General features: G+C 40.7%; 13 protein-coding genes and 1 riboswitch. Of the genes, 11 read left to right on the top strand and 2 right to left on the bottom strand.

Annotation, left to right across the window (positions count from 1 at the left end; genetic code table 11):
* Positions 1-5: 5 nt before the first annotated feature.
* The 3 genes from ACIQXP_RS06265 to ACIQXP_RS06255 all read left to right on the top strand — a co-directional run bounded on the left by ACIQXP_RS06265 (position 6) and on the right by ACIQXP_RS06255 (position 4,446).
* Positions 6-1,418, top strand: coding sequence for a PKD-like family lipoprotein (locus tag ACIQXP_RS06265; protein ID WP_293741152.1), 1,413 nt, complete (start codon positions 6-8; stop codon positions 1,416-1,418).
* 191 nt (positions 1,419-1,609) lie between these two features.
* Positions 1,610-2,743: a redoxin domain-containing protein gene (locus ACIQXP_RS06260; protein ID WP_387505085.1), complete on the top strand. Its 1,134-nt coding sequence runs from the start codon at positions 1,610-1,612 to the stop codon at positions 2,741-2,743.
* Between the two features lie 26 nt (positions 2,744-2,769).
* Positions 2,770-4,446 carry a trypsin-like peptidase domain-containing protein gene (locus ACIQXP_RS06255; RefSeq protein ID WP_387505086.1) on the top strand — a complete coding sequence of 559 codons (1,677 nt, stop codon included), beginning with the start codon at positions 2,770-2,772 and terminating at the stop codon, positions 4,444-4,446.
* A gap of 650 nt (positions 4,447-5,096) precedes the next feature.
* Here ACIQXP_RS06255 and ACIQXP_RS06250 read toward each other — a convergent pair.
* Positions 5,097-6,365: a peroxiredoxin family protein gene (locus tag ACIQXP_RS06250; protein WP_387505087.1), complete on the bottom strand. Its 1,269-nt coding sequence runs from the start codon at positions 6,363-6,365 to the stop codon at positions 5,097-5,099.
* A 138-nt stretch (positions 6,366-6,503) separates the two neighbouring features.
* Positions 6,504-6,610: riboswitch (SAM riboswitch) on the top strand.
* A 319-nt stretch (positions 6,611-6,929) separates the two neighbouring features.
* Between ACIQXP_RS06250 and ACIQXP_RS06245 the strand changes: the two genes are divergently transcribed.
* Positions 6,930-10,094: a SusC/RagA family TonB-linked outer membrane protein gene (locus ACIQXP_RS06245; RefSeq protein WP_387505088.1), complete on the top strand. Its 3,165-nt coding sequence runs from the start codon at positions 6,930-6,932 to the stop codon at positions 10,092-10,094.
* A 12-nt stretch (positions 10,095-10,106) separates the two neighbouring features.
* A complete protein-coding gene (locus ACIQXP_RS06240) occupies positions 10,107-11,540 on the top strand; it encodes a SusD/RagB family nutrient-binding outer membrane lipoprotein (RefSeq protein ID WP_387505089.1) in 1,434 nt (477 codons plus the stop codon).
* Between the two features lie 142 nt (positions 11,541-11,682).
* On the opposite strand, the gene ACIQXP_RS06235 is transcribed toward ACIQXP_RS06240, so the two are convergent.
* On the bottom strand, positions 11,683-11,883 hold the full coding sequence (locus tag ACIQXP_RS06235; protein WP_293741146.1) for a YtxH domain-containing protein: 201 nt from the start codon (positions 11,881-11,883) through the stop codon (positions 11,683-11,685).
* Positions 11,884-12,144: 261 nt separating this feature from the next.
* On the opposite strand from ACIQXP_RS06235, the gene ACIQXP_RS06230 reads away from it, so the two are divergent.
* The 6 genes from ACIQXP_RS06230 to ACIQXP_RS06205 all read left to right on the top strand — a co-directional run bounded on the left by ACIQXP_RS06230 (position 12,145) and on the right by ACIQXP_RS06205 (position 22,874).
* Positions 12,145-13,167 carry a GntR family transcriptional regulator gene (locus ACIQXP_RS06230; RefSeq protein WP_387505090.1) on the top strand — a complete coding sequence of 341 codons (1,023 nt, stop codon included), beginning with the start codon at positions 12,145-12,147 and terminating at the stop codon, positions 13,165-13,167.
* A 9-nt stretch (positions 13,168-13,176) separates the two neighbouring features.
* Complete coding sequence (locus ACIQXP_RS06225) at positions 13,177-14,769, top strand: solute:sodium symporter family transporter (RefSeq protein WP_387505091.1); 1,593 nt, start codon at positions 13,177-13,179, stop codon at positions 14,767-14,769.
* A 367-nt stretch (positions 14,770-15,136) separates the two neighbouring features.
* Positions 15,137-18,436: a SusC/RagA family TonB-linked outer membrane protein gene (locus ACIQXP_RS06220; protein ID WP_387505092.1), complete on the top strand. Its 3,300-nt coding sequence runs from the start codon at positions 15,137-15,139 to the stop codon at positions 18,434-18,436.
* Complete coding sequence (locus tag ACIQXP_RS06215) at positions 18,436-20,367, top strand: RagB/SusD family nutrient uptake outer membrane protein (RefSeq protein ID WP_293741142.1); 1,932 nt, start codon at positions 18,436-18,438, stop codon at positions 20,365-20,367. Before ACIQXP_RS06220 ends, ACIQXP_RS06215 begins: the two co-directional genes overlap by 1 nt.
* A gap of 17 nt (positions 20,368-20,384) precedes the next feature.
* On the top strand, positions 20,385-21,620 hold the full coding sequence (locus ACIQXP_RS06210; protein ID WP_293741141.1) for a DUF5000 domain-containing lipoprotein: 1,236 nt from the start codon (positions 20,385-20,387) through the stop codon (positions 21,618-21,620).
* Positions 21,621-21,653: 33 nt separating this feature from the next.
* Positions 21,654-22,874 (top strand): DUF4998 domain-containing protein, encoded by a 1,221-nt coding sequence (locus tag ACIQXP_RS06205; protein WP_293741140.1) that lies wholly within the window; start codon positions 21,654-21,656, stop codon positions 22,872-22,874.
* The last annotated feature ends 165 nt before the right edge of the window (positions 22,875-23,039 follow it).

Genomic DNA, 23,039 nt, shown 5'->3' with positions numbered 1-23,039 from the left:
TGAACATGAAAAAATTAATCATCCTTATCATTGGTGTACTTTCTTTAGCCGCATGTCATAAAGATCTGGGCAATTACGATATCGATATGCCGATAGCGCCTGAAGTGGCCAACCTCGATTCTGTTTACACCGCTAATGTTGGCGACAGCTTAATCATCAAACCCAAAATAGCAGGTGTTGATGCAGCAAATGTAGAGCTTCAATGGAGAATTAGCGTAATTGAGGGGAATGATGTTTTATATACCGGCCCTGCGTTAAGGATCATTTTCGGTTTGCAGGCCAAAAGGTATCCTGCCCGCCTTACCGTTTACAACAAAGCAAACGGGATGAAGTATTTCCATAAATTTTATATTGACGGGGGAACTGAATTTGCTAAAGGCACAACCGTGTTAAGCATTGAAAATGGAATCACCCAGTTTTCGTTTGTAAAGCCAGATGGTATTGTACAGGCGCGTTTGTACCGTGCCATGCAGGGTAAAGATTTGCCACCAAACCCTACCAATTTGTTCCTGCTAAGGAATACATTTACCGGCGGTACTTTGTTAGGTTACTGGATCATTACCAAAAACGGCGGCATCAGGCTGGAGCCCAATACCATGCAGGAGGATCCAAAATATCCAAATACTTTAAAGGATAATTTCTTTACGCCACCAGATAATTTGCAAGTGGGGTCACTAATTTCGCATCCGCAAGGCGTAATGATGGGGGTTGTGAATGGTAAATTTTATGGGGGTACCACCAGCACCTGGGATCAGGCAGCTACTTACGGCATGTTCGGTTTACCTGCTGATGGTGATTATGAACTTGCTCCATCTTTTGTGATGAGTTTCACTCAGTCAGCCACTTATTTTATCGGATTTGACCGTAACAGAAAACAATTTGTGCGGATCAATCTGTATGGCGCGCCTGTGTATTTTGGTACCCAATATTCAATAACTACCAGTGTTTTTGATCCGCTGAATGTGGGGATGGACCTGGTTCATTTGGAGCAACTTAACAACGCTGATTGTTTTGCTTATTGCAAAGGAACAGATGGTAAAATCTATGAACTCAAGTTTAACGTCCAGTTTAATGGGCCATTTACCTTTACCCCGCAACATAAGCGCTTATTTGTACGCCAGGACTTGATTAATGAAAACACCAAATGGAGTGGCGCCAAAAATGGCGTTATCTACATGGCCAATGGCAGCAAAGTTTATCGATATAATCCCGTAAACGAAGAGTTAAGGGAACTGGTGACCAGTTTTGCCGGAAAAACAATTTCGATGTTAAAACTTAGCGAAGATGAAGAAAGCTTAATGGTAGGAACAGAAGAAACCGTTACTTTTTTGAATATAGCAACAGGAATGAACGGAGCATTGATTAAAAAAATTGAAGGTATTCCAGGCGCTCCTGTAGATATCGCAATTAGAAAATAATCTTGATCAATGAGGCTGTCCTATCTTTAGAATTGTCGTCCTGAGCTTGTCTAAGGAACGGTTTAAAATGTCATTTGAAAACGTTTCGATACTTCGTCAAGCTCAGCACAGGCTAAGCTCAACGTGACAAATTAGATTGAATTACAGGTAATGCGCAGCCTCATGAAATTATAACCTTAAAAAAAATACAAATGAACAATATAAAAATAATTTTACTAGCCCTTTTATGCCCAGCTTTGAGCTGGGCGCAAACGCCAAACTTCAGTTTAACCGGAAAAATAGGAACGCTCGGTGCACCGGCAAAAGCCTATATCGATTATATGGATAATGGTGTCAGTCATGAAGATTCCGTGGCGCTTGTTAACGGAAGTTTCAAATTTTCCGGACATATTTCAGGTAATGCCTATGCCCGCATGGCCCTGGATCATACTGGTGCGGGTAAAAACAAGGCCGTTTATACGGGTGACGTGATTTACTTTTACTTTGGGAAAGAGCAGGTTAACATTAGGTCGAAAGATTCTTTAGATAATGCTGTTTTTACGGGTTCAAAGGTATACCAGGAATACGACGCCTATAATAAAGCCATTGGCGGTACCATTATGGCGCTTACCAAAGCGGTTAATATCGATTTTAACAAAGGAACGCCCGAGCAGCAGAAAGATACCACCTATATGAAAGCGGTAGATCTGCGTTTCAGAAAAAATATTCAGAACAGAACCGACAAACAGTTTCAATTTGCTAAAGAACATCCAACGTCCTATTTCGCGTTGGTGGCACTTTCAGAAGCAGCAGGAAGCAAGGTAGATGTGGCCAAAGTTCAACCGATTTTTAATGCATTAAACAAAGAATACCGTGAAACTGATATGGGTAAAGAATTGGCACAGCGCATGGCCGCAAGTGGCATCACTGCTATTGGAAATCCAGCACCTCTTTTTACCCAGAACAATGTGGTTGGCAAGCCCGTTTCGTTAGCCAGTTTTAAAGGAAAAGTGGTATTGGTTGAATTCTGGGCAAGCTGGTGCAGTCCATGCAGGGCAGAAAATCCGAACCTGGTGAAGCAATATCAAACTTATAAAGATAAGGGCTTTGAGATTATTTCGGTTTCATTGGATCATGTGAAAGAGAATTGGCTGGAAGCGATAGAAAAAGACGGTTTAGACTGGATCCACGTCTCTGACCTGAAAGGCTGGAACAACGAAGTGGGCCGTTTGTATGGAGTACGTGCAGTACCTGCCAGTTTTCTGGTAGATGCACAGGGCAAGATTATCGGAAATGGTCTTCGTGGCGAACCATTAAACAAAAAGCTTGCTGAAATTTTCAACTAAGCCACCGCCCAAAATCATAAAAAATAATGAATAACTATCTAACGGCCATAACAGCAACCTTCGGGTTGCTGTTTAGCCTAAACGTTATTGCCCAAAAGAAGCAGGTAGCGAAATTTCAGTGTACCATTACCCGGGCAGTTAAAAAAGCATACCCGGCCAGCGTGCGGATGTGGGGTTTTGATGTACAGCAGAACCAAAGAACAAGTGCACAGTTTAGCGGCGTGGTAGTAAGTGCAGACGGTTACATCCTGACGGCTGCACACACCATTTTGCCAGGTAAAAATTATAAAGTTTTTTTTCCGTCTGGAAAGGAATGCATCGCAATAGCACTGGGTAAAATAGAGAATAAAAAAAGCCCGGGGATTCCCGATGTCGGTCTGATGAAAATTACCGATAAAGGTACCTATCCGTTTGCGGAGATGGGATATTCGGCTAGTTTAATCAAAAATGAACCTTGCATCGGTATTTCTTATCCGGAAAGCCTGAACCAGGCCCTGCCAACCTTAAGATTGGGCCATGTTGCAGAAGTGAAAAATGAATATGGTTTTATCCGCTCCACCTGTAAAATGGAACCGGGTGATTCCGGCGGACCTTTGTTTGATTATCATGGCCGCGTAATCGGGCTGCACAGCGCCATTGATGTTTCAGAAGATATGAATTTTGAAATTCCTGTTGATCTCTATCGCCGTTATTGGACAGCCCTGAAAAGCGAAATGCTTTTCACTTCTTTTCCTGCAGAAACGAATTTTGTTGAAGTCGATTCTTTGTCTCCGCAATTGCAGAAAGAAAGTAGACAAAAAGCCTTACATCCTGATTTTGGTAATCCGAAACTTATAAATGCCTGCTTCCTTATCACAAGCGTATTTAACGGACAACAGCAGCAAATTGATGCCTGTTTGTTAAATGTTAAAACAGCGGGCGGCATTAAAAAACAGTTTTTGCTGAGTAAAAATACGATGGCTGGCGAAGAGGCAAAATATGAGATGAGTGGAACCAGAATTCCTATTAAGCTCGTTGGAAAAGATCAGGAAAATGATTTGGCCTTATTTGCGCTTGAACAGCATATAAACGGAGGAATTGATTTAAATCTCGCCAATGCAGATACCCTTAAAATAGAAATGGGTAAGCTGCTTTATAGTATGACTCCCGCTGGCAAGGTAATGCGCAGTGTTTTAGGTAGTAAGCTATTTAACTTGCCAAAAATAAATAGTCAGCCTTATTTAGGCGCCATGGTGGTATACAATTCTAGTCCTGTACAGTTTTCCTTAATTAAAGAAGGTAGCCCGGCAGAAAGAGCAGGGATTAAAGTTGGCGATGAACTCATCAGCATTAATGGAAAAATGATTAGAAAAGCGAATGAATTTGCGCCCGAAATCTTAAAATATTGGGCAGGTGATGAAGTTACCTTCGAATGGGCGAATGCATCTGGCAAAATGAGCAAAACATTCAAGCTTGACGGAAGGGGACAATCCCTTTCCAATCACCCGGCAGACAAATTTGAAGGAGGGAAATCAGAGCGAAGAGATGGTCTCAATGCTATTTTCACACATGATGCCGCTATTCTAGCCAGCGATTGTGGATCGCCTGTTTTTGATTGGAAAGGTCATTTTTACGGAATCAATATTGCCAGGTTCAGCCGCACGTCTACAGTTGTGGTTCCAAAGAAAACAATTGTTGAGTTTGTTTTAAAGCATGTGAGATAGCCTGTATTAAATGACTGAAACTGTTATCCTGAGCCTGTCGAAGGACCTTCATTTAAATTTTTCTATTAGCTGGTGTCTCACGGACCAATGACTAAATCATACATTTTTTGGAGCGCAGGGCCATTCGCGACGATTAAAGATTCTTCCCGTGCTTAGCTATATCCTTACGCTGCGCTTCAGGGATGCCGCTTCGCCCGGGGCTAAAAATGCGGTTAGTGCTAAGAACAAACCAATAAAGTATGAAACGTTATTTTGTTTCCTGTAAAGACCTTTGTTAAATAAACCTTTTTGCAGCGGCTATCCTTTTTGTTGCAGAGCTTATCATTACACGATTACGTTCACAAAAAGATAGAAGCGAAAAGAAGGGCTGCCGGAACCGAAAGGTACTGCACCTGCTTTCCAAAAAAGGAAAAAAAATGCTTTTTTGGAGCGCAGTGTCATCAGCAACGATTAACGTTCGTTCCCGTTCTCCGCCATAACCTTACGCTGCGCTTCAGGGATGCCGCTTCGCCCGGGGCTATGTATACGGTTAACGCTATGAAAGACTATGCTTATTCTATTGGTCGGTGCCTCACCGACCGATATTTAACCTTTGTGTAAAAGATTTTTTACTTCGTTCAGAATGACATATAGGAAGCGAGTTACGATACTTATTTCTTCAACAGCAAATCAATTTCAGTATTGAATTCTTTCACAAATTCATCGTAAAATTTACCGGTGGCGGGGCCATTAAAACCCGTATGGATTTGGGCCACATTTCCCTGTTTATCGATTATAATGGTGGTTGGGAAAGATAAAAAAGAATCAAGTGCAGGCAATGATTCAGATACTGCCTGTTTATCGGCTGTTCCGGCCAAAACCTGATCGTATTCGATACCAAATCGTTCACGGAAACGGCCCATTACTTTTTTTGCATATTCAGGTTCAGTAGAACGCTCGTAATGCAAACCGATAATTTCTACGCCGCGGTTTTTATTCTTTTTATACCATGGCGCCATAAAAGTAGCTTCATCAACGCAGTTAGGACACCAACTTCCGGTAATGGTTAAAATCACTACTTTGTTTTTGTATTTTTCATCTTTTAAGGAAATCTTTTTACCATTTACATCAGGGAAACTGAAATCGAGTGTTTTGTATCCCTTTTTCAGGTAGGTGAGCTGATAAGGATCAGGCAGGGCTGCATCTTTATTTTTGTTCCCGCTAAAAGGCTGGCTGCCTCTTGCGCTTAAAACCTCGCCCTTTAAAGTACCATCTGCCCCGAAAGTTCCTTTGTAGTAAGCAGGAGAGGAGCCGATGAAACTCGAAAGCTGAAATCCATTGCCCTCTACAATACCTTCAAGATAGCGAGAATCACCTGTTACACGCAGGAAAGTTCCGGTTAGTTTGTTTCCTATTTGTTTAAACAGGCCTACTGTTTTTTCTTCTTTGCCACTTGGAGCTGTAAAAATTACATCATAACTTCCTGAATAGTCGGCTGATGCAGGTCTATCTGCTTCAAAACGATAGTTTTTGCGTTCGGCATTAATGATTAATGGTTTTCCGGATTTATCCTGTTTGCGTAAAGCTCCTGTTAACCGATCTCCATCTATTGCAAATGCCAGTTCGTTATCAAACTGATCCAGTTTAACAAAAATTGAATCGGCTGTTTGTTTGACCACACCACCTTCAAAACTTTCTTCCGCATTGCGGAAATACAATTTCTGCTGACCGCCTTTTTCATTGATCTCAAAATTGAAAGGAATTTCAAGCCCCTCCTTTACTTTCGCCACACCGCGCCAGTTGCCCAGCGCAACGAATGCCTTTGTTTTTTTTTCTTTGGCCTTTGCCTGTTGGTTATTGGCTAAAACTGCCTGATCCTGAGCAAAGGTTATGGAGGTTGATATGGCCAGTGCGGCAGTTAATAAGGTTTTTATACTCATTGGGATATATGTTAATCTACTAATTTAGTCGACAAATATACGGATTGGAATAGGCAAAGAAAAAATATTTTAATAAATATCTATAAAAACTATAGGATAAATGGAATTAATTATACCTTTGCCCCAGTTATTTTAAAATACTTATCAAGAAAGGCGGAGGGAATGGCCCTGTGAAGCCTTAGCAACCATCTAATTTTTAGAAATGGTGCTAATTCCATCCCGGATGAATCTGGGGTAGTTAAGTCAGTTGTTTGTTATCCTTATCTAAAATATACGGAGCACTTCTGACTTAAGGGGTGCTTTTTTTTTAACCCCAATGCTGCTTTTGATAGGTAATATGTTTTATAGAAAACCATTGATATGAAAAAAACAGACGAATTAAAATCCATTGGTTCAAAGCCTAATGCATATTTTCGAATGCGTATGCCCTGTTAAAGTAACGCTACTTTAACAGGCTTTTGATCTAACCACTCTTTATTATTCTTTAATAAAACACGGTTTTTAGCCGTGGTGGAATTGTTTTGCCCAAATTTTATCCTTAATCTAATCATTAATTACCCACACATGTTTACTAATTTTAAATCAATAGCATTTATCTTGCTGCTTGTTATTACACAGCAGCTATTTGCTCAAAATGCCACCATAACAGGAACGGTGAAGTCGGCAGATGGCGAGACACTCCCAGGCGTATCCATCCTTATAAAAAACACTAAACTAACTACCATTAGTGATGGCAATGGTGCCTTTAGCATTAGTGTACCCGAAAAGGGCACATTAGTGTTTTCATATATCGGTTTTAAAACCCAGGAGATACAGATCAGCAAAAACGGGCCAATTTCGGTCATTCTTCAATCAAGCGATAATGCGTTAGATGAAGTTGTGGTGACAGCTTTAGGCATTTCCAGAGAGAAAAAATCACTCGGTTATGCTGTTCAGGAGTTAAAAGGGCAGGATTTGTCTGAAGCTAAAGAGTCCAATCTGGTCAATGCACTGGCTGGAAAAATTGCGGGTGTAAGGGTAACCAATAGCCAGGGGAGCATGGGGTCATCCCGTGTGGTCATCAGAGGGGAAACCTCTATAGCTGGAAATAACCAGCCCTTATTTGTGGTTGATGGAATTCCTGTAGATAATTCGCAATTGAATTCTGCAGGTGCAAGGGATTATGCAAATGCCATTTCAGATATCAATCCGCAAGATATAGAAACAATCAGTGTATTAAAAGGGCCAAATGCGGCTGCATTATACGGTTCGAGGGCTGCCGCAGGGGTAATTCTTATCAAAACTAAAACTGGTAAATCAAAAAAAGGATTGGGCATTGAGGTTAACTCCAATGCCGTACTGGAAACTTTGCTTACCCTGCCGGTTTATCAAAATGCTTTTGGACAGGGATCGGAAGGTAAATTCAGTTATGTGGATGGTGCTGGTAAGGGCATTAATGATGGGGTAGATGAGAGCTGGGGACCAAAAATGGACGGCAGATTAATTCCACAGTTTTTTTCAAAAGGTGTAGCGGTTCCGTTCGTAGCCCATCCTGATAATGTTCGCGATTTCTTTCAAACAGGGTATTCGCTTAATAATAGTATATCTGTTGCAGATGCAGGCGAGAAATATGATTACCGGATCTCCTACAATAACCTTAAACAAGTTGGGATTGTGCCTAATTCCGGACAGGGCAAAAATTCATTCGTATTAAATACTTCTTTAAAAATAACACCAAAACTAACTTTAACGGCTAATGCAAATTACAGCAAGTTGAGTTCGGATAATTTGCCGGGTACAGGCGGTTCAAGATCAACCAGTACCATGTTGCAATTTACCTGGTTTGGCCGTCAGGTAGATATTAATCAGCTGAAAAATTATTTAGATGAAAACGGAAAAACGTTTAACTGGAACAATAGCTATTATAGCAATCCATATTGGGTAGCTTATGAAAATACGGTGTCGCAAAACCGTAACCGGATTATTGGAAGTTTAGCGCTTAATTATAAAATTATCGATGGACTTGATTTCAATTTCAGATCCGGAACGGATTACTACAATGACAGGCGTAAGGTTAGAATCGCCTATGGTACCAATGGAACACCTTTTGGTTCTTATACCGAAAGTGCCTTTACCGTAAACGAAAATAACACCGATGCAACCTTAAACTTTAACAAACAATTAAATGAAGATTTTAGCTTAGAATTATTGGGAGGTGGCAATATCCGCAGGCAATACATCGAGCAAAACGACCAGAGCGCACCTAAACTGGCTATTGCAGGGCTCTACAACCTGAAAAACTCCCGCGATCCCCTGGTTTCATCCAATAATTTATCGCGCTTAAAATCGTATAGTGTTTATGCTTCCGGACAGATCGGCTTCAGGAATTACCTTTTTGCCAACATAACGGCACGTAACGATTGGTCGTCTACTTTGCCTGCACAGAACAGGTCATATTTTTATCCCTCATTTAACGGCAGTTTTGTGGCCACAGAAGCTTTTGATATCAAAAGCGAAGCCCTTAACTATTTAAAAATACGTGGTGGTTGGTCTAAAGTGGGTAAAGATGCAGATCCTTACCGTTTAATCAACACTTATGTATTTAGTGCGCCGTTTTATGGCAATCCTCAGCTTACCACAGGTTCTATAGACCTGAATCCTAACTTAAAGCCAGAAACTACTACTTCTACAGAACTTGGGCTTGAAGCGGTTTTCTTCAATAAAAGATTACGTTTTGATTTCAGTGCTTACAATACCAATAGTTACAACCAGATTTTAGCTGCTGATGTAAGTCAGAGTACAGGTTTTAGCTCTAAATTGCTTAATGCCGGTAAAATCAACAACAAAGGTATTGAAGCACAATTAGGCATCACCCCTGTTAAAAAAGCCTTTACCTGGGATGTAGATTTCAATTTTGCGGCAAACAGAAGTAGGGTAATTGAACTCGATGCTGAAAAACTGCTGACCAATTATGTAGTGGCCACAAATTCGGCCCAGGTAATTGCAACGGTTGGTCAGCCCTATGGATCGTTGTTCGGGACAGCTTTTTTGAGAGATGGCAATGGCAACATCATTGTTAACGCTACGGGTGCGCCGGCTACAAATCCAACCAAGCAGGTGTTGGGCAAATACACACCAGATTGGATTGGGGGCGTTTACAATACTTTTAGTTATAAAGGTATCAGTTTAGGTGTATTGGTTGATGCCAGTTTTGGCGGTTCTATTTACAATGGAACTTACGCCACAGGAACTTATACCGGCGTTTTGGCTTCCACACTTCCCGGAAGGGCAGCTGAATATGGCGGTATTTCCTATTATTATCCAGATAACAATAAAGCCAATGGAACAGTAAGGGTAACTGGAACCGCCCCTGCAGGTGTTACGGTGTATGATGACGGGATTATTTTTGATGGCGTAACCGCTGATGGCAAGCGTAATGAGAAGATATTGCCCGCTCAACAGTATTACAAAACCTTTAGAAACATAGATGAAGCAAATATTTTCGATGCATCTTATGTAAAACTCCGTGAGGTGAAATTAAGCTATAACCTGCCTGCCAAATGGCTGCGTCCGTTAAGTTTACAAGGCGTTTCGGTATCACTTGTTGGCCGTAACCTGTGGATTATCCATCGCAATACCGTCGATATCGACCCGGAAGTGGCCTTTAATACTGGTAATGGTCAGGGTTTAGAGAGCTTATCAAATCCAAGTACCCGCAGTTATGGTATCAACCTCAATGTTAAATTTTAAAATATTTCCATCATGAAAAATAAATATATATATATACTGGCCATTTTGGCAATTGCCTTTGTATCATGCAAAAAAGAGCTGGATGAGGTGAATATTAACCCCAATGCACCAGAAATTACGCAGCCAGATTATCTGCTTACCGGAACTACAAAGGCAACAGCAGATACCTATTGGGGCGTAGCCAATAACATGAATTCCAGTTTGCTTTTTGCGCAGCAATGGGCCAAGGTGCAGTATACAGAAGAAGACCGTTTTATTTATTCAAACAGTAGTTTTACCGCACTATGGTCAACAGGTTATGCCCAAAGTATTGCCGGTTTTAATAAAATTATCGAACTGGGAGATGCACAGGGAAATTCGAACTATAAAGGTGTTGCACTTATCTTAAGATCATGGACATTTCTATTGCTTACGGATGCTTATGGCGATGTTCCCTACTCGCAGGCAGGGAAAATAAAACAGTTTGTTACCCCGGTTTACGATAAACAAAAGGATGTTTATTATGGTATTTTAAGCGATTTGAAATCGGCGCAAGCGGCTCTAGACCCTGCAGGAAAGGTGATTGCCGGTGATGTGATTTATAGCAACAATATTGCCTCATGGAAAAAGTTTACCAATTCATTGAGGCTTCGTATTGCCTTGCGTATTGCAGATAAAGATCCATCTAAAGCCAAACAGGTGATTGATGAAATACAGGCAGAAGGCGGTGCATACATCAGCAGCAATTCAGAAAATGCCATATTTAAATATGATGTATCGCCTCAGCAGAACCCGGTAGCCGCTTCGTTCGAAACCAGAAATGATTACCGGATCAGTAAGACCATTGTTGATAAACTGTTTTCCCTGAGCGACCCAAGGTTACCCCTTTATGCCAGTAAAACGGAAAACGTTACGCCGCAGGTTTATGTGGGGATTCCAAATGGTTCTACCAACTCTGAAGCAAGTGCAATAGGTTTGGCAAATTCTTCTAAACCTGGCGCTTACTTTTTAGATGCCAAGGCTCCGGCGGTAATTTTTAGTTATGCAGAATTGCTTTTTGATAGGGCAGAGGCAGCAGCAAGAGGTTTCACTGCCGAAGATGCTGAAGATTTATACAAGCAGGCCATCAGGGCATCTTTTTTACAGTATAATGTTGGTGGAACTGTAGTTGAAGATTACATCAGGCAATCTGGAGTAGTTTATGATGCTGCCAATTATAAAAAATCAATTGGGGAGCAAAAATGGATAGCATTATTTGGTCAGGGATTAGAAGCCTGGGCAGAGCAGAGAAGGTTAGATTATCCACAGTTAACGGCCTCTGTAAATACGGTTTTGAATGGTAAAATTCCTGTACGTTTTATCTATCCCGGAACAGAGCAATCGTTAAACGGGCAGAATTATAAAAATGCGGTGAGCAGTCAGGGAGCAGACTTATTAACCACCAAACTTTGGTTTGATGCTTTTTAATCCCAAAATCTCACCCGATCTGGGTGTCGGATTTTACAATCTGATACTAAAACAAAAAAGTCCCGGTTTCAAATCGGGACTTTTTTGTTGATCAGAGAAATAAATATTTCGCCTCTTCGGGCTCCTTATTTTTCTCAGGTATTCATCTCGCCAAATCTTCAGCGGCGTTACTTACCCTGCTTTTCAGGTCTTCTGTATAACCTTTTGCTTTGTCGGCCCACTGTGGTGCACGATCTAATAATTCGTCAACGATTGATTGTCCGGTAACTGGATCTTTTTTCGTGATATATTTTACGCCTGCATACACTGCTGCGCCAATGATGGCTGTTCTTAAAATTCCCATGTTCTTTTCTGTTTTCTAAAATAACATTTTGACGTCGTTAAAAGTTTTAACCAATGCCAAATAACTGTAGTTTAGGTACTGCCGGATGTTACTATGTGGCACATCACTGATGCTTAAATAATTTCTGTTGGTGAAGCAGCTAATGATAACAATAAAGTAGAAAGGGCGATCATTCTTAAATTTTTATCAATTATCTCCATTAAATTTATATATTTCGGACAAATTAACTGCTTATAAATCGATTAAACCAAATATCGCTACATGAATAAGGAAAAGCTGTTCAATGAAATTAAAGATTTGAGCATCATAAATTCTTTCTCGAAACACGAACAGCTTGTACAGGGAATTATCAATAGCCTTAATCATAAATTAATTACCAAAGGCGATATGTTGCCTTCGGTTAATGAAATGATGCGCGAAACCGGCTTTGCCAAAGAAACCATTGGTAAAGCGTATAAAGATCTGATTAACAGGGGTATTTTAGAATCTAAAAATAGGATGGGCTATTTTGTAGCCACTGATGATACCGAACAGCACCTTAAAGTATGTTTACTGATTTACGCTTTTGATACCTTTCAGGAAACTTTTTACCAAAATTTCCGTAATCATTTAGGCGATAACATCCAGGTTGATGTATATTTCCACCATAATAATTTTAATGTTTTCGAATCGATTATCAACAGCAATAAGGGGCAATACGGCTTATATGTAATTGCACCAATAGAAAGTAAAGAGGCTAAAGATGTACTGGAGCAGTTGCCAAAAGAAAAACTGTTGATCGTTGACCGTTATGTAAAACTGAAAGGTGAATATTCCTACATTGTTCAGGAATTTGAAAAGGCTTCTTACAATGCTTTTTTAGAACTGGCACCAAGAATTAAGGATTTTTCAGAATTTGTGTTCTTTTTTAAACCTTCATCTGCCGAACCCAGCGAAGTATTGACTTCTTTTAAGCGCTTTATTAAGGAATTTAACATTAACGGGGTAGTTAAAAACAGTTACGAGGCCGGGAGTATCGCACCCGATAAGGTTTATTTTACCATACACAACCTCGAACTTTGGGAAATGTTAAAGGATACCAAGGTAAAAGGGCTAAAAGTGGGCAGGGATCTGGGGATCCTTTCACACAATGATGATAATGTTAAAGAGATTATTTTTGATGGGATTACCACCTTTTCTATAGATTTTGCACACATGGGCCGCCTGGCTGCCGAATTTGTACTTAGTCTCAAGCCCATTAAGCAGGTAATGGAGAATAAACTGATCAGAAGGAATTCACTTTAATACCATCCCGTGGGAACCTTAGCCATTATCAGTTTTATCTTGTTCACGGTATTGGCCGCCATGATTTCTTACCTCAAAACCCGGAAGGCGCAGCGGTCAACCGTCAATGGTTTTTTCTTTGCCAACCGAACCAACGGCTTCATTATTATTGGTGCTTCATTATTTTTCAGCAACATCAGCGCCAATCAGTTTATCGGTGAAAACGAATCGGTTTACATCAATAACATGTCGGTAATTGGCTGGGGGATTTCATCTATTCTGGCTATGATTATTGTTTCAGAATTTTTCATTCCCATTTATTTTAAAACCGGTATCCGCACCATTCCCGATTTCCTGGAGAAACGTTACGATAAACAGACCAAAACACTCGTTTCGGTGATTTTTCTTTTCAGTTATATCATTAACCTGCTGCCCTCGGTACTTTACGGTGGTGCAGTTGCCTTTAGCAACCTGATCGATCTTTCCCGTTTTCACCTTTCTTATTGGGAGAGTATCTGGATATTTGTATGGATAATGGGATTAATTGGTTCCATTTATACCATTTTGGGTGGTTTTAAGGCCATTACCATTTCTGATACGGTGTTGAGTGCAGGCATGTTGGTACTCATTATTGCGTTGCCATATTACGGATTACGTTACCTGGGGCAAGGCGATTTTTTCAACGGACTTTCAACGGTGCTTTCTACCAAAAAAGAACACCTCAATGCTATTGGCAGTAATCAGGATGCCGTTCCTTTTTCTACGCTATTTACCGGCATGCTCATTGTAAATCTTTATTATTGGGGCATGGAGCAGTATATTATTCAGCAGGTACTGGCGGCCAAAAGTTTAGCGGAGGGCCAGAAAGGAATTGCATTAACCTGTTTCGCCAAATTACTCTGCCCCTTGCTGATCAATATTCCCGGTTTAATTGCGGTTCATTTATATCCGGTTTTAACCAATACCAACCAGGTCTTTCCCTTATTGATTAAGGATGTATTGCCACCTGTTTTAATGGGCTTATCAGCCTGTGTACTTTTTGGTGCGGCCATTACCACCTTTAATGCAGGCCTGAACAGTTCAAGTACCTTGTTTTTGCTTAATTTATATAAGCCTTTTATGGAGAGAAAGGGACGTCTGTTAACTGACAAAAGTTTACTGCGAACCGGACGCCTGTTTCAGATTTCGGTATCATTGTTTGCGGTGTTTTTTGCGCCTTTTATTATTTTTTCCAAACATGGCTTTTATGAGTATCTGCAGAAAATCAGTGCTATTTTTAGCCTGCCGATTTTTACCATCATCTTTATTGGTTTTATTACAAAAAAGATGCCGCCCGTTGCCGCAAAAATCGGGATGATTTTCTTTATTTGCTGTTATGTAATGAGCGAGTGGGTGTTTTCTATTCATCTGCATTATCTTCACACCCTGGCCATCATATTCATCATTACGGTTTTATTGATGCTGGGCATTTCGAAATTATACCCCAATCAAAATGCCTACCATTTAGTACTTGATCATAAAATTGAGATTATTCCCTGGCAGAATAGATACTACTATCATGTGATACTCATTTTTATGATGGCACTTGTCTTTTTAATTTTCTCTCCTTATCTGCTTGCTTAGCGCTGTATTTCAGTTGCTTATATATTTTTGTTATGCCATTTGGATTGTTAAATATTTTGTTTTATAATTGCATCCGAAAATACTAGGATAGTATAGGATAGTATAGTTGATCTGCGGCCGTTTAATTCGTATTGTTCTTAAATGGAAATGAACAACATTGAACCATTCCTATAGCTGAACTAGTTTTCATTAACCAAATAATCCTGAAATATGAGAAATTTTACCATTTATTGTGCAGCAATGCAAACCCTTCTTTCTGAAGTTAAAGCATGGACGGCAGGTTTACATGATCTCGAGCAGGCATAATTCCTGCCGATCAACATCTATCTACAATTTTTTAATTCATCATTTAAAAGCTGATTAGCAAATGAAGCAATTATTTTTGTTTTACGGGCACTTTTTGGTGTCTGACAGGGTAAAAAACGCATTGATAACGATAGGTTCGCTGCTTGTATTTTTACTGATTTTACTGCCCGAAAAGGGATATTCCCAGGCTGTAAGGAAAACCATTACGGGTAAGGTTACCGATACATTAGGGGCCGGGCTGCCCGGCGTAACCGTAGCGGTAGTGAATAAGGTTAACGTAGGTACACAGACCGATAATAACGGAAAGTTTGTGCTTGATGTAGCGTCCGGCGAGGTACTTCGGTTTTCTTATGTAGGTTACAGAGAGCAAAGAATAACTGTTGGTACGGCCAATGTAATCAACGTCAGGTTAACCGAAGAAAATATGCTGTCTGAAGAGGTAGTGATTACTGCTTTGGGGCAAAAACAGCGTAAAGAAGCTTTAGTAGGTTCAGTTACCACGGTAAAAGTGGGCAACCTTAAAATACCTTCCAGCAATTTAACCAATGCACTTTCTGGTCAGATAGCAGGTGTAATTGGTTATCAGCGCAGCGGTCAACCCGGACAGGATAACTCACAGTTCTTCATCCGTGGGGTAACAACTTTCGGTTATAAACAGGATCCCCTTATCCTGATCGATAATGTTGAGTTAACCAGTTCTGATCTTGCACGTTTACAGGTTGATGATATCGAAAGTTTTTCGATCCTGAAAGATGCCAGTGCTACAGCCTTGTATGGTGCCAGGGGGGCAAATGGCGTTATTTTGGTCGCTACCAAATCTGGTAAAGAAGGTAAGGCTAAAATCAGTTTCCGATTGGAAAATTCTTCTTCGCAATCGACCCAGAACCTGGAACTTGCTGATCCGATTACCTATATGAGACTGTTCAATGAAGCTTCGGTTGGTAGGGGAATGGATCCTAAATTTACACCTAATCAGATTATCAATACACAGGCTACAATTAATAAAAGCCCTGGTTATAATGAATACGTTTATCCAGCGGTTGATTGGTTAGGACTTTTGTTCAAAAAACGAACCAACACACAGCGTGCCAACATGAGCGTAAGCGGCGGTGGTGGTGTAGCCAGATATTACATTGCAGGTTCTTACAACCTGGATAACGGTGTGCTTAACCAGGATGACCGGAACAATAACTACAATAATGTGAAATTCCGTAATTACCAGTTACGTTCCAACATCAATATTGATTTAGGCAAAACTACTGAACTGGTGGTGCGTTTATCTGGTAATTTTAGCGAATACAATGGCCCCTTGGCTACTGATGGAGGTTTTTCTACCGATCTTTATAATATTGCGGTGCACACCAGTCCGGTTTTATTTCCCGCTTATTTTCCTGCTGATGCTGCGAATCAAAACGCACAGCATATTTTATTCGGAAACACAGGTGGTACGGGGGTAAACAGTATTTTATACAATAACCCTTATGCTGCATTGCTTCGTGGACATAAAAACTCAACGGAATCGCGGATGTCGGCACAATTGGAACTTAACCAGAAGCTCGATTTTTTTACCGAGGGTCTTTCGTTCAAATCGATTTTTAGTACCAATAGGTATTCTTATTTTGATTCGTCGATGGCTTACTCACCATTTTACTACAATGTTGGCTCATATGATAAAGCAAGCAACACTTATGTGTTAAACTGGTTAAACTCATCGGTAACGAGTGGGGCACCCAATATCGCCCAGGAATACTTAAGCTATTATCCTGGCGATCCGAATATCAGCACTTTCCTTTACGGACAGGCTTCTGTGAACTACGACCATACTTTCGGGCAGAATCATACCTTTAGCGGTGCACTGATTGGTACTGCTCAGCAAAACCTGTATAATAATGCCAAAGATCCTAAAACGAATGTCCGCACTTTACAATATTCGCTTCCCTACCGTAATTTAGGTTTGGCAGGACGTTTAACTTATTCATACAAAAGCCGTTACTTTTTAGAGACAAATTTTGGCTATAACGGATCGGAAAGATTTTCAGAGAACCACCGCTTTGGTTTTTTTCCAACCATAGGTGCAGGGTGGATTGTTTCGAACGAGAAATTCTGGACAGGTGGAATCGCCAATGTAGTTAACCGCTTAAAACTGAGAGGAAGTTTTGGCCTTGTAGGTAACGATGCCATCGGATCGCAACGCTTTTTTTATCAATCTGACGTAAACTTAAATGGTGGCGGCAATTATGCCCAATTTGGTTATAATGGTGGGGTTACGCGTCCTGGTGTGTATATTAATAGTTACGAAAACACTGATATTACCTGGGAAACCTCTCGGCAAACAAACCTGGCTTTGGAGGCTACGCTCTTTAAAAACATGAATATTATTGCAGAAGTATATAATAACGATCGTTATAATATTTATATGATCCGTAAAAATGTACCTAGTACATTGGGCTTGGAGGCTATTGATCCCAATACTGGCTCACCAGATATCGGCGCAAATATTGGCAAGGCCAGATCAAGAGGTATTGATCTATCACTCGATTATAAATTTAATGTAAATGCCTTTTCTTTTGCGGTACGTTCTAACTTAACTTTTGCCAAAAACAAATACATCAATTACGAGGAGCCTCAATGGGCTGAAGCGTACCGTTATACTACAGGGCAGCCGATCAGCAGAAATTACGGTTACATTGCCGAACGCTTATTTGTAGATGATAAGGAGGTACAGAATTCGCCTACCCAGATTTTCTCAACCGGTGGCAAACCGCCAAGAGCTGGCGACATCAAATACCGCGACTTAAATAATGATGGTAAAATTGACGATGCTGATAAAGCCTACATTGGTTTTCCACAATCACCGGAAATAGTGTATGGTTTTGGTTTCAGTTCTTCATATAAAGGTTTCGATCTTTCAGCATTTTTTACCGGACAGGATAGGATGACGTTTTTTATTGATCCAACTAAAGTGAGCCCTTTTGTGCCGAGCAACCAACAATATATTTATGGCAATACACAATTGCTTAAAGATTTTTCCGACAACCATTGGTCGCCTGAAAACCAGAACCTTTATGCGCTTTATCCAAGATTGGCAGTAAATGCGGCAGATCTCGAAAACAATGCGCAAACCAGTACATGGTGGATGAGAAACGGCCGTTTATTGAGACTAAAATCAGTTGAACTGGGCTACACCCTTCCTCAGCGCATCTCCAGTAAAATCAAGCTTAATTCTTGCCGCATTTATTTTAATGGCTTAAATCTGGTAACCTGGAGTCCATTTAAAATGTGGGATCCTGAACAAGGCGGAAACGGATTTGCCTATCCAATCCAAAAGGTATTCAATGTTGGTCTTAACGTAACCCTATAATGAAAAAGATAAAAACATATTTTACACTCGGTTGCATCATGATGGTGTTGTTCACTGTTGTATCCTGTAAAAAGTACCTTGATATCACACCTGATAACCTGGGTACACTCGATTATGCTTTCAGGAACAGGAATGAGGCCGAAAATTATTTATATTCCTGCTACGCATACCTGCAGCGCATGAACGATGTGGCTTCAAATCCCGGTTTTACCACTTCATCCGAACTTATCTATTCGAATACACTTGATAATTATCAGGGTTTTAACCCCACAGGCTTCAACCTGCTTAGGGGGACACAAACTGCCGCTAACCCTGGATTGAATGCATGGGATGGCAGTGAAGGTAGCTATAGCCTTTGGCGTTCAATCCGGATCTGTAATATCATGCTCGAAAATATTGATAAACCGATTGATTTGGGTGCTGCCGAAAAACAGCGTTGGATTGCTGAAACCAAATTTTTAAAAGCCTATTATCATTATGTACTTTTTAAAATGTATGGGCCTATACCGTTAATTAAAACCAACCTGGCCATTAATAGCAGTACGGATGAAGTGCGTGTAAAAAGAGCACCGGTTGACGAAACGGTTGATTATATAGTTTCCTTATTGGATGAAGCTATCCCCGGTTTACCTGCTGCGATCAGCAGTCAGGCAACAGAATTAGGCAGGGTAACAAGTGTTATTGCACTTTCGGTTAAGGCTGATGTTTTAGCAACAGCAGCGAGTCCGCTTTTTAATGGTAATCCTGATTATATCAGTTTTAAAGACAAAGATGGCCTGAGTTTATTTCCGGCTGCTTATGATGCGCAGAAATGGAAGAAAGCGGCCGATGCGGCCAAGGTGGCTATTACTGCGGCAGAAACACAGGGTGTTAAATTATACACCTTTCAATCACCAACCACAGTAGGTAAACTATCTGATTCGTTAAAAAGAGAGTTGGATGTACAGAATGCCGTTACCGAAAAATGGGAACTGAATTCGGAAATTATCTGGGCCTCAAACCCGGAGTTTAACTATCAGGGGTTTGCTACACCAAGGCTTACGGCAAAATCGGCTGTAAACAACTTTTCTAACCCCTCTACCTTTTCTGCTCCGATAAGTACGCAAGAAATTTTTTATACCGTTAATGGTGTGCCGATCAGTGAAGATAAAACGTGGGATTACGCGGGTAGGAACACGGTTAAAACAGGTGATAATGCCAGTCGTTATTACATTAAACAGGGGTATGAAACCATCAAAGGCCACTTTGCACGAGAGACACGCTTTTATGCAGACATGGCTTTCGACGGAAGTATCTGGTTCGGCAATGGCAGGAATAACCAGGACGATCCGGTTAATCCATTGTATTATGTTTCTGCAAGGGGAAGCGGACTTGCGGCGCCAAGCGATAACATCAGGCTGAACATTACTGGGTATTGGCCAAAAAAACTGGTTAGTTATGCTTCGGTTTATGACGACGGCTTTCAGCCATCTTCGTTCCGCCTCCCTTTAATCAGGCTGGCTGGTTTGTACTTACTTTATGCAGAGGCACTAAATGAAGTAAATGGGCCGACTGCAGAGGTATTTACTTATATAGATAAAGTTAGGCAAAGGGCTGGTTTACAGGGAGTACAATCCGCATGGACAAACTTTTCTAAAAATCCGAATAAATTTAATACCAAAGATGGCTTAAGGCAGATTATACACCAGGAGAGGAGAATTGAGCTATGTTTTGAAGGCCAGAGTGGCTGGGATTTAAGAAGATGGAAAGAACTTCAGGCAGTTTTAACGGCGCCTATACAAGGTTGGAGCATTAATAATGCCGAAGCCATTAATTATTATCGTCCAACTACACAATTTATTCCCGTTTTCGGCTTAAAAGATTATTTGTGGCCGATTAGAAGTTATGATCTGGTAGTGAATCCTAATCTGGTGCAAAATCCTTACTGGTAGTTTAAACGATTAAAGATATGAAACATATTAAAAACAGTATTTACCTCGCCCTTATCGTTTCCGTTTTGGCCGGTATTACTGCCTGTAAAAAAATGGAAAATTATAACGATCCTGCTTCTTCAGATATGACTAAGCCTGGCGTAGTAAGCAATATTAAAGTTGATAATTTTAACGGTGGTGCCTATATCACGTATACTTTGCCAGATTCTAAAAACCTTTTGTATGTGCTGGCAAGGTATAAAATAAATGGCGTAACCACCCGTGAAACTAAATCCAGCTATTATTCTGATTCGATTATGGTTGATGGCTTTGCTAAAAAACAAGGCTATGATGTTACATTGTATGCCGTAAGCAGAGCAGAAGTTAAATCGGATCCTGTTGTTGTGAGGGTTAATCCTGATACTCCCCCATATTTGCTGGCAAAACCCACTATTAATGCTGACCCTGATTTTGGCGGCATTAAAATCAGCGGTACAAATCCGGCGAAAAGTAATCTGGGGATTATTTTGCTTGGCCTAAGTGATAACAATACCTCTGATGTAATTGATCAGCATTATGATAAAGCTGGTGTAATTGCTTATTCTGTAAGGGGATTTGCTCCTGTGCCTAAAAAAATCGGTTACTATGTTACTGATAATTTTGGGAATATTTCCGATACGACTTATAAAACCATAACTCCTTTCTTCGAAACCCTGTTGGATAGAAATAAGTTTTTTCAATACAGGCTCCCTACTGATGGTGTAATTGCTTATGGTTGGGATCTTCCTTATTTATGGGATGGGAAAACTGATGGCAACTCAAACGGTTGGCATACCGCTCCAGGCGGAGCAATGCCTGCGATTGCCACTTTTGGTTTGGGTGTGAGTGCGAAATTAAGCCGTTTCATTTTATGGGAAAGGCCTGATGGAAGTGATAAATTTGCTTACGGACACGGAAATCCGAAAGTATTCTCGGTATGGGGCTCTGATGCTGTTGCTCCGCGTGATGCACAGCTTCCTTTATCGGCACCAGAAGGTACTGTAATTGGCGACTGGATCAATATGGGTAATTATAACTATCCTAATCCACCATCAGGCGCAACCCCTGTAGCGCATACAACAGCCGATAACGATTTCGTAAAAGCAGGGGTAAGCTTCAACTTCCCGCTAGCCAACCCAAAAGTGCGTTATATCCGCCTTTCGGTGAGTACAACCTGGTCTAACGGTACCTTTGCACATGCGATGGAAATGGCATTTTATGGCGATCCCCGATAGTTAATTATAATCTAAGAAGATAAATTTTCAGATATGAAAAGTATATATAAAATTAGCGGTCTGCTACTGCTGTTAGCAATGGTAATCATAAGCTGTACCAAAGATGATATTGCCTTTAAAGAGTATTTAAAAGATGGCGAGATTGTTTACCCGGGCCGTGTAGCCAATATCATAACTAAACCTGGCAATTTAAGAACCGGGCTATGGTGGAATACGAGTCCTGATCCGAGTGTAACCAAATATGTAGTGTATTGGAATAATAATGCAGATTCGGTAGTTGTTAATGCCACTACGCATAATCCGCTTGATACCATGAAAGTAATTATCCCGAATTTAAAGGAATATACTTACACCTTTACCGTTTATTCTTATGATGGGCAGGGACATAAATCAATTCCAGTTGAAGCCAGAAATGTGAGGGTTTTCGGTCCACTATACCAATCAGGTTTATTAAACAGACCATATAATGCGACAAATCCTTATGTGGTGAATAGTAACGGATCAGTACAGTTAAATTTTAATACGCCTGATACCATTAATATCAATACTGTGGTCAGATACACCAATACTTCAGGTACCAGCATTGATAAAATCCTTTTGCCGAAGGATACTGCTATTACCCTTACTGATTATAAAGCAGGAACAAGCATATTGTATAAATCATCGTATATCCCCGGTAAGGGTGCTTTAGACGTATTTCCTGTAACAGATTTTTCGATATTTCCTCAGATTTTCACTTACGTACTGTGCGACCGTTCACTTTTTGCTGAAGTGCGTTTACCGGGAGATGCACAGACCTACGAATCAGGGACCAGTATCAGCAAGTTATGGGACGGAAGCGTTGGCCCGCAGGGTTATCCAAATATTTTCCACAGTGCTGGCAATAGCGGGATGCCGCATGTAATTACTTTTGATTTGGGCAGGGTTTACAATAATTTATCCCGCATAGAAGAAACCGGACGCGATTGCTGTAATAATCCTGATCGTTTTGAGGTTTGGGGAATAGCAGATTTAACCAACGCAACCACTACCTTGTCAGCAAGCAACAGCGGCTGGCCTGCTGAAGCCGTGAGTAAAGGCTGGACGCTTTTAAAAGATGTAAGCAGGACTGATGATGGTAAAAATGCCTTTACTACAGATCTGGATAACGGCGGTAAACCGATTCGTTATATCCGCATCAGAATTAAACATGTAACCACCGGCGATGGCAATTATAGTAATATGAGCGAAATCAGGTTCTGGAATAAACAGTAATTTCTAAAAAAAAATTGCCTCGAGTGAAGCATTTCAATACATTGGCCGTCATTGCGAGCAGGCTTTTTCAGCCGACGAAGCAATCTATCTTGCGGTAATCGCAAGAAGAAAAGATTGCTTCGTCGTACCTCCTCGCAATGACGGGATTTTTATTGAAGTAGGTTT

It is taken from the genome of Pedobacter suwonensis (assembly GCF_044762335.1).
Lineage (GTDB): Bacteria > Bacteroidota > Bacteroidia > Sphingobacteriales > Sphingobacteriaceae > Pedobacter.
Note: the sequence above shows the minus strand (reverse complement) of the source record. Positions and strands in the feature narration are given on the sequence as shown.

Bases quoted from the DNA above. Each gene is read 5' to 3' on its own strand.
- ACIQXP_RS06265 (WP_293741152.1), top strand. From the start codon at position 6: ATGAAAAAATTAATCATCCTTATCATTGGTGTACTTTCTTTAGCCGCA.
- ACIQXP_RS06260 (WP_387505085.1), top strand. From the start codon at position 1,610: ATGAACAATATAAAAATAATTTTACTAGCCCTTTTATGCCCAGCTTTG.
- ACIQXP_RS06255 (WP_387505086.1), top strand. From the start codon at position 2,770: ATGAATAACTATCTAACGGCCATAACAGCAACCTTCGGGTTGCTGTTT.
- ACIQXP_RS06250 (WP_387505087.1), bottom strand. From the start codon at position 6,365: ATGAGTATAAAAACCTTATTAACTGCCGCACTGGCCATATCAACCTCC.
- ACIQXP_RS06245 (WP_387505088.1), top strand. From the start codon at position 6,930: ATGTTTACTAATTTTAAATCAATAGCATTTATCTTGCTGCTTGTTATT.
- ACIQXP_RS06240 (WP_387505089.1), top strand. From the start codon at position 10,107: ATGAAAAATAAATATATATATATACTGGCCATTTTGGCAATTGCCTTT.
- ACIQXP_RS06235 (WP_293741146.1), bottom strand. From the start codon at position 11,883: ATGGGAATTTTAAGAACAGCCATCATTGGCGCAGCAGTGTATGCAGGC.
- ACIQXP_RS06230 (WP_387505090.1), top strand. From the start codon at position 12,145: ATGAATAAGGAAAAGCTGTTCAATGAAATTAAAGATTTGAGCATCATA.
- ACIQXP_RS06220 (WP_387505092.1), top strand. From the start codon at position 15,137: ATGAAGCAATTATTTTTGTTTTACGGGCACTTTTTGGTGTCTGACAGG.
- ACIQXP_RS06215 (WP_293741142.1), top strand. From the start codon at position 18,436: ATGAAAAAGATAAAAACATATTTTACACTCGGTTGCATCATGATGGTG.
- ACIQXP_RS06210 (WP_293741141.1), top strand. From the start codon at position 20,385: ATGAAACATATTAAAAACAGTATTTACCTCGCCCTTATCGTTTCCGTT.
- ACIQXP_RS06205 (WP_293741140.1), top strand. From the start codon at position 21,654: ATGAAAAGTATATATAAAATTAGCGGTCTGCTACTGCTGTTAGCAATG.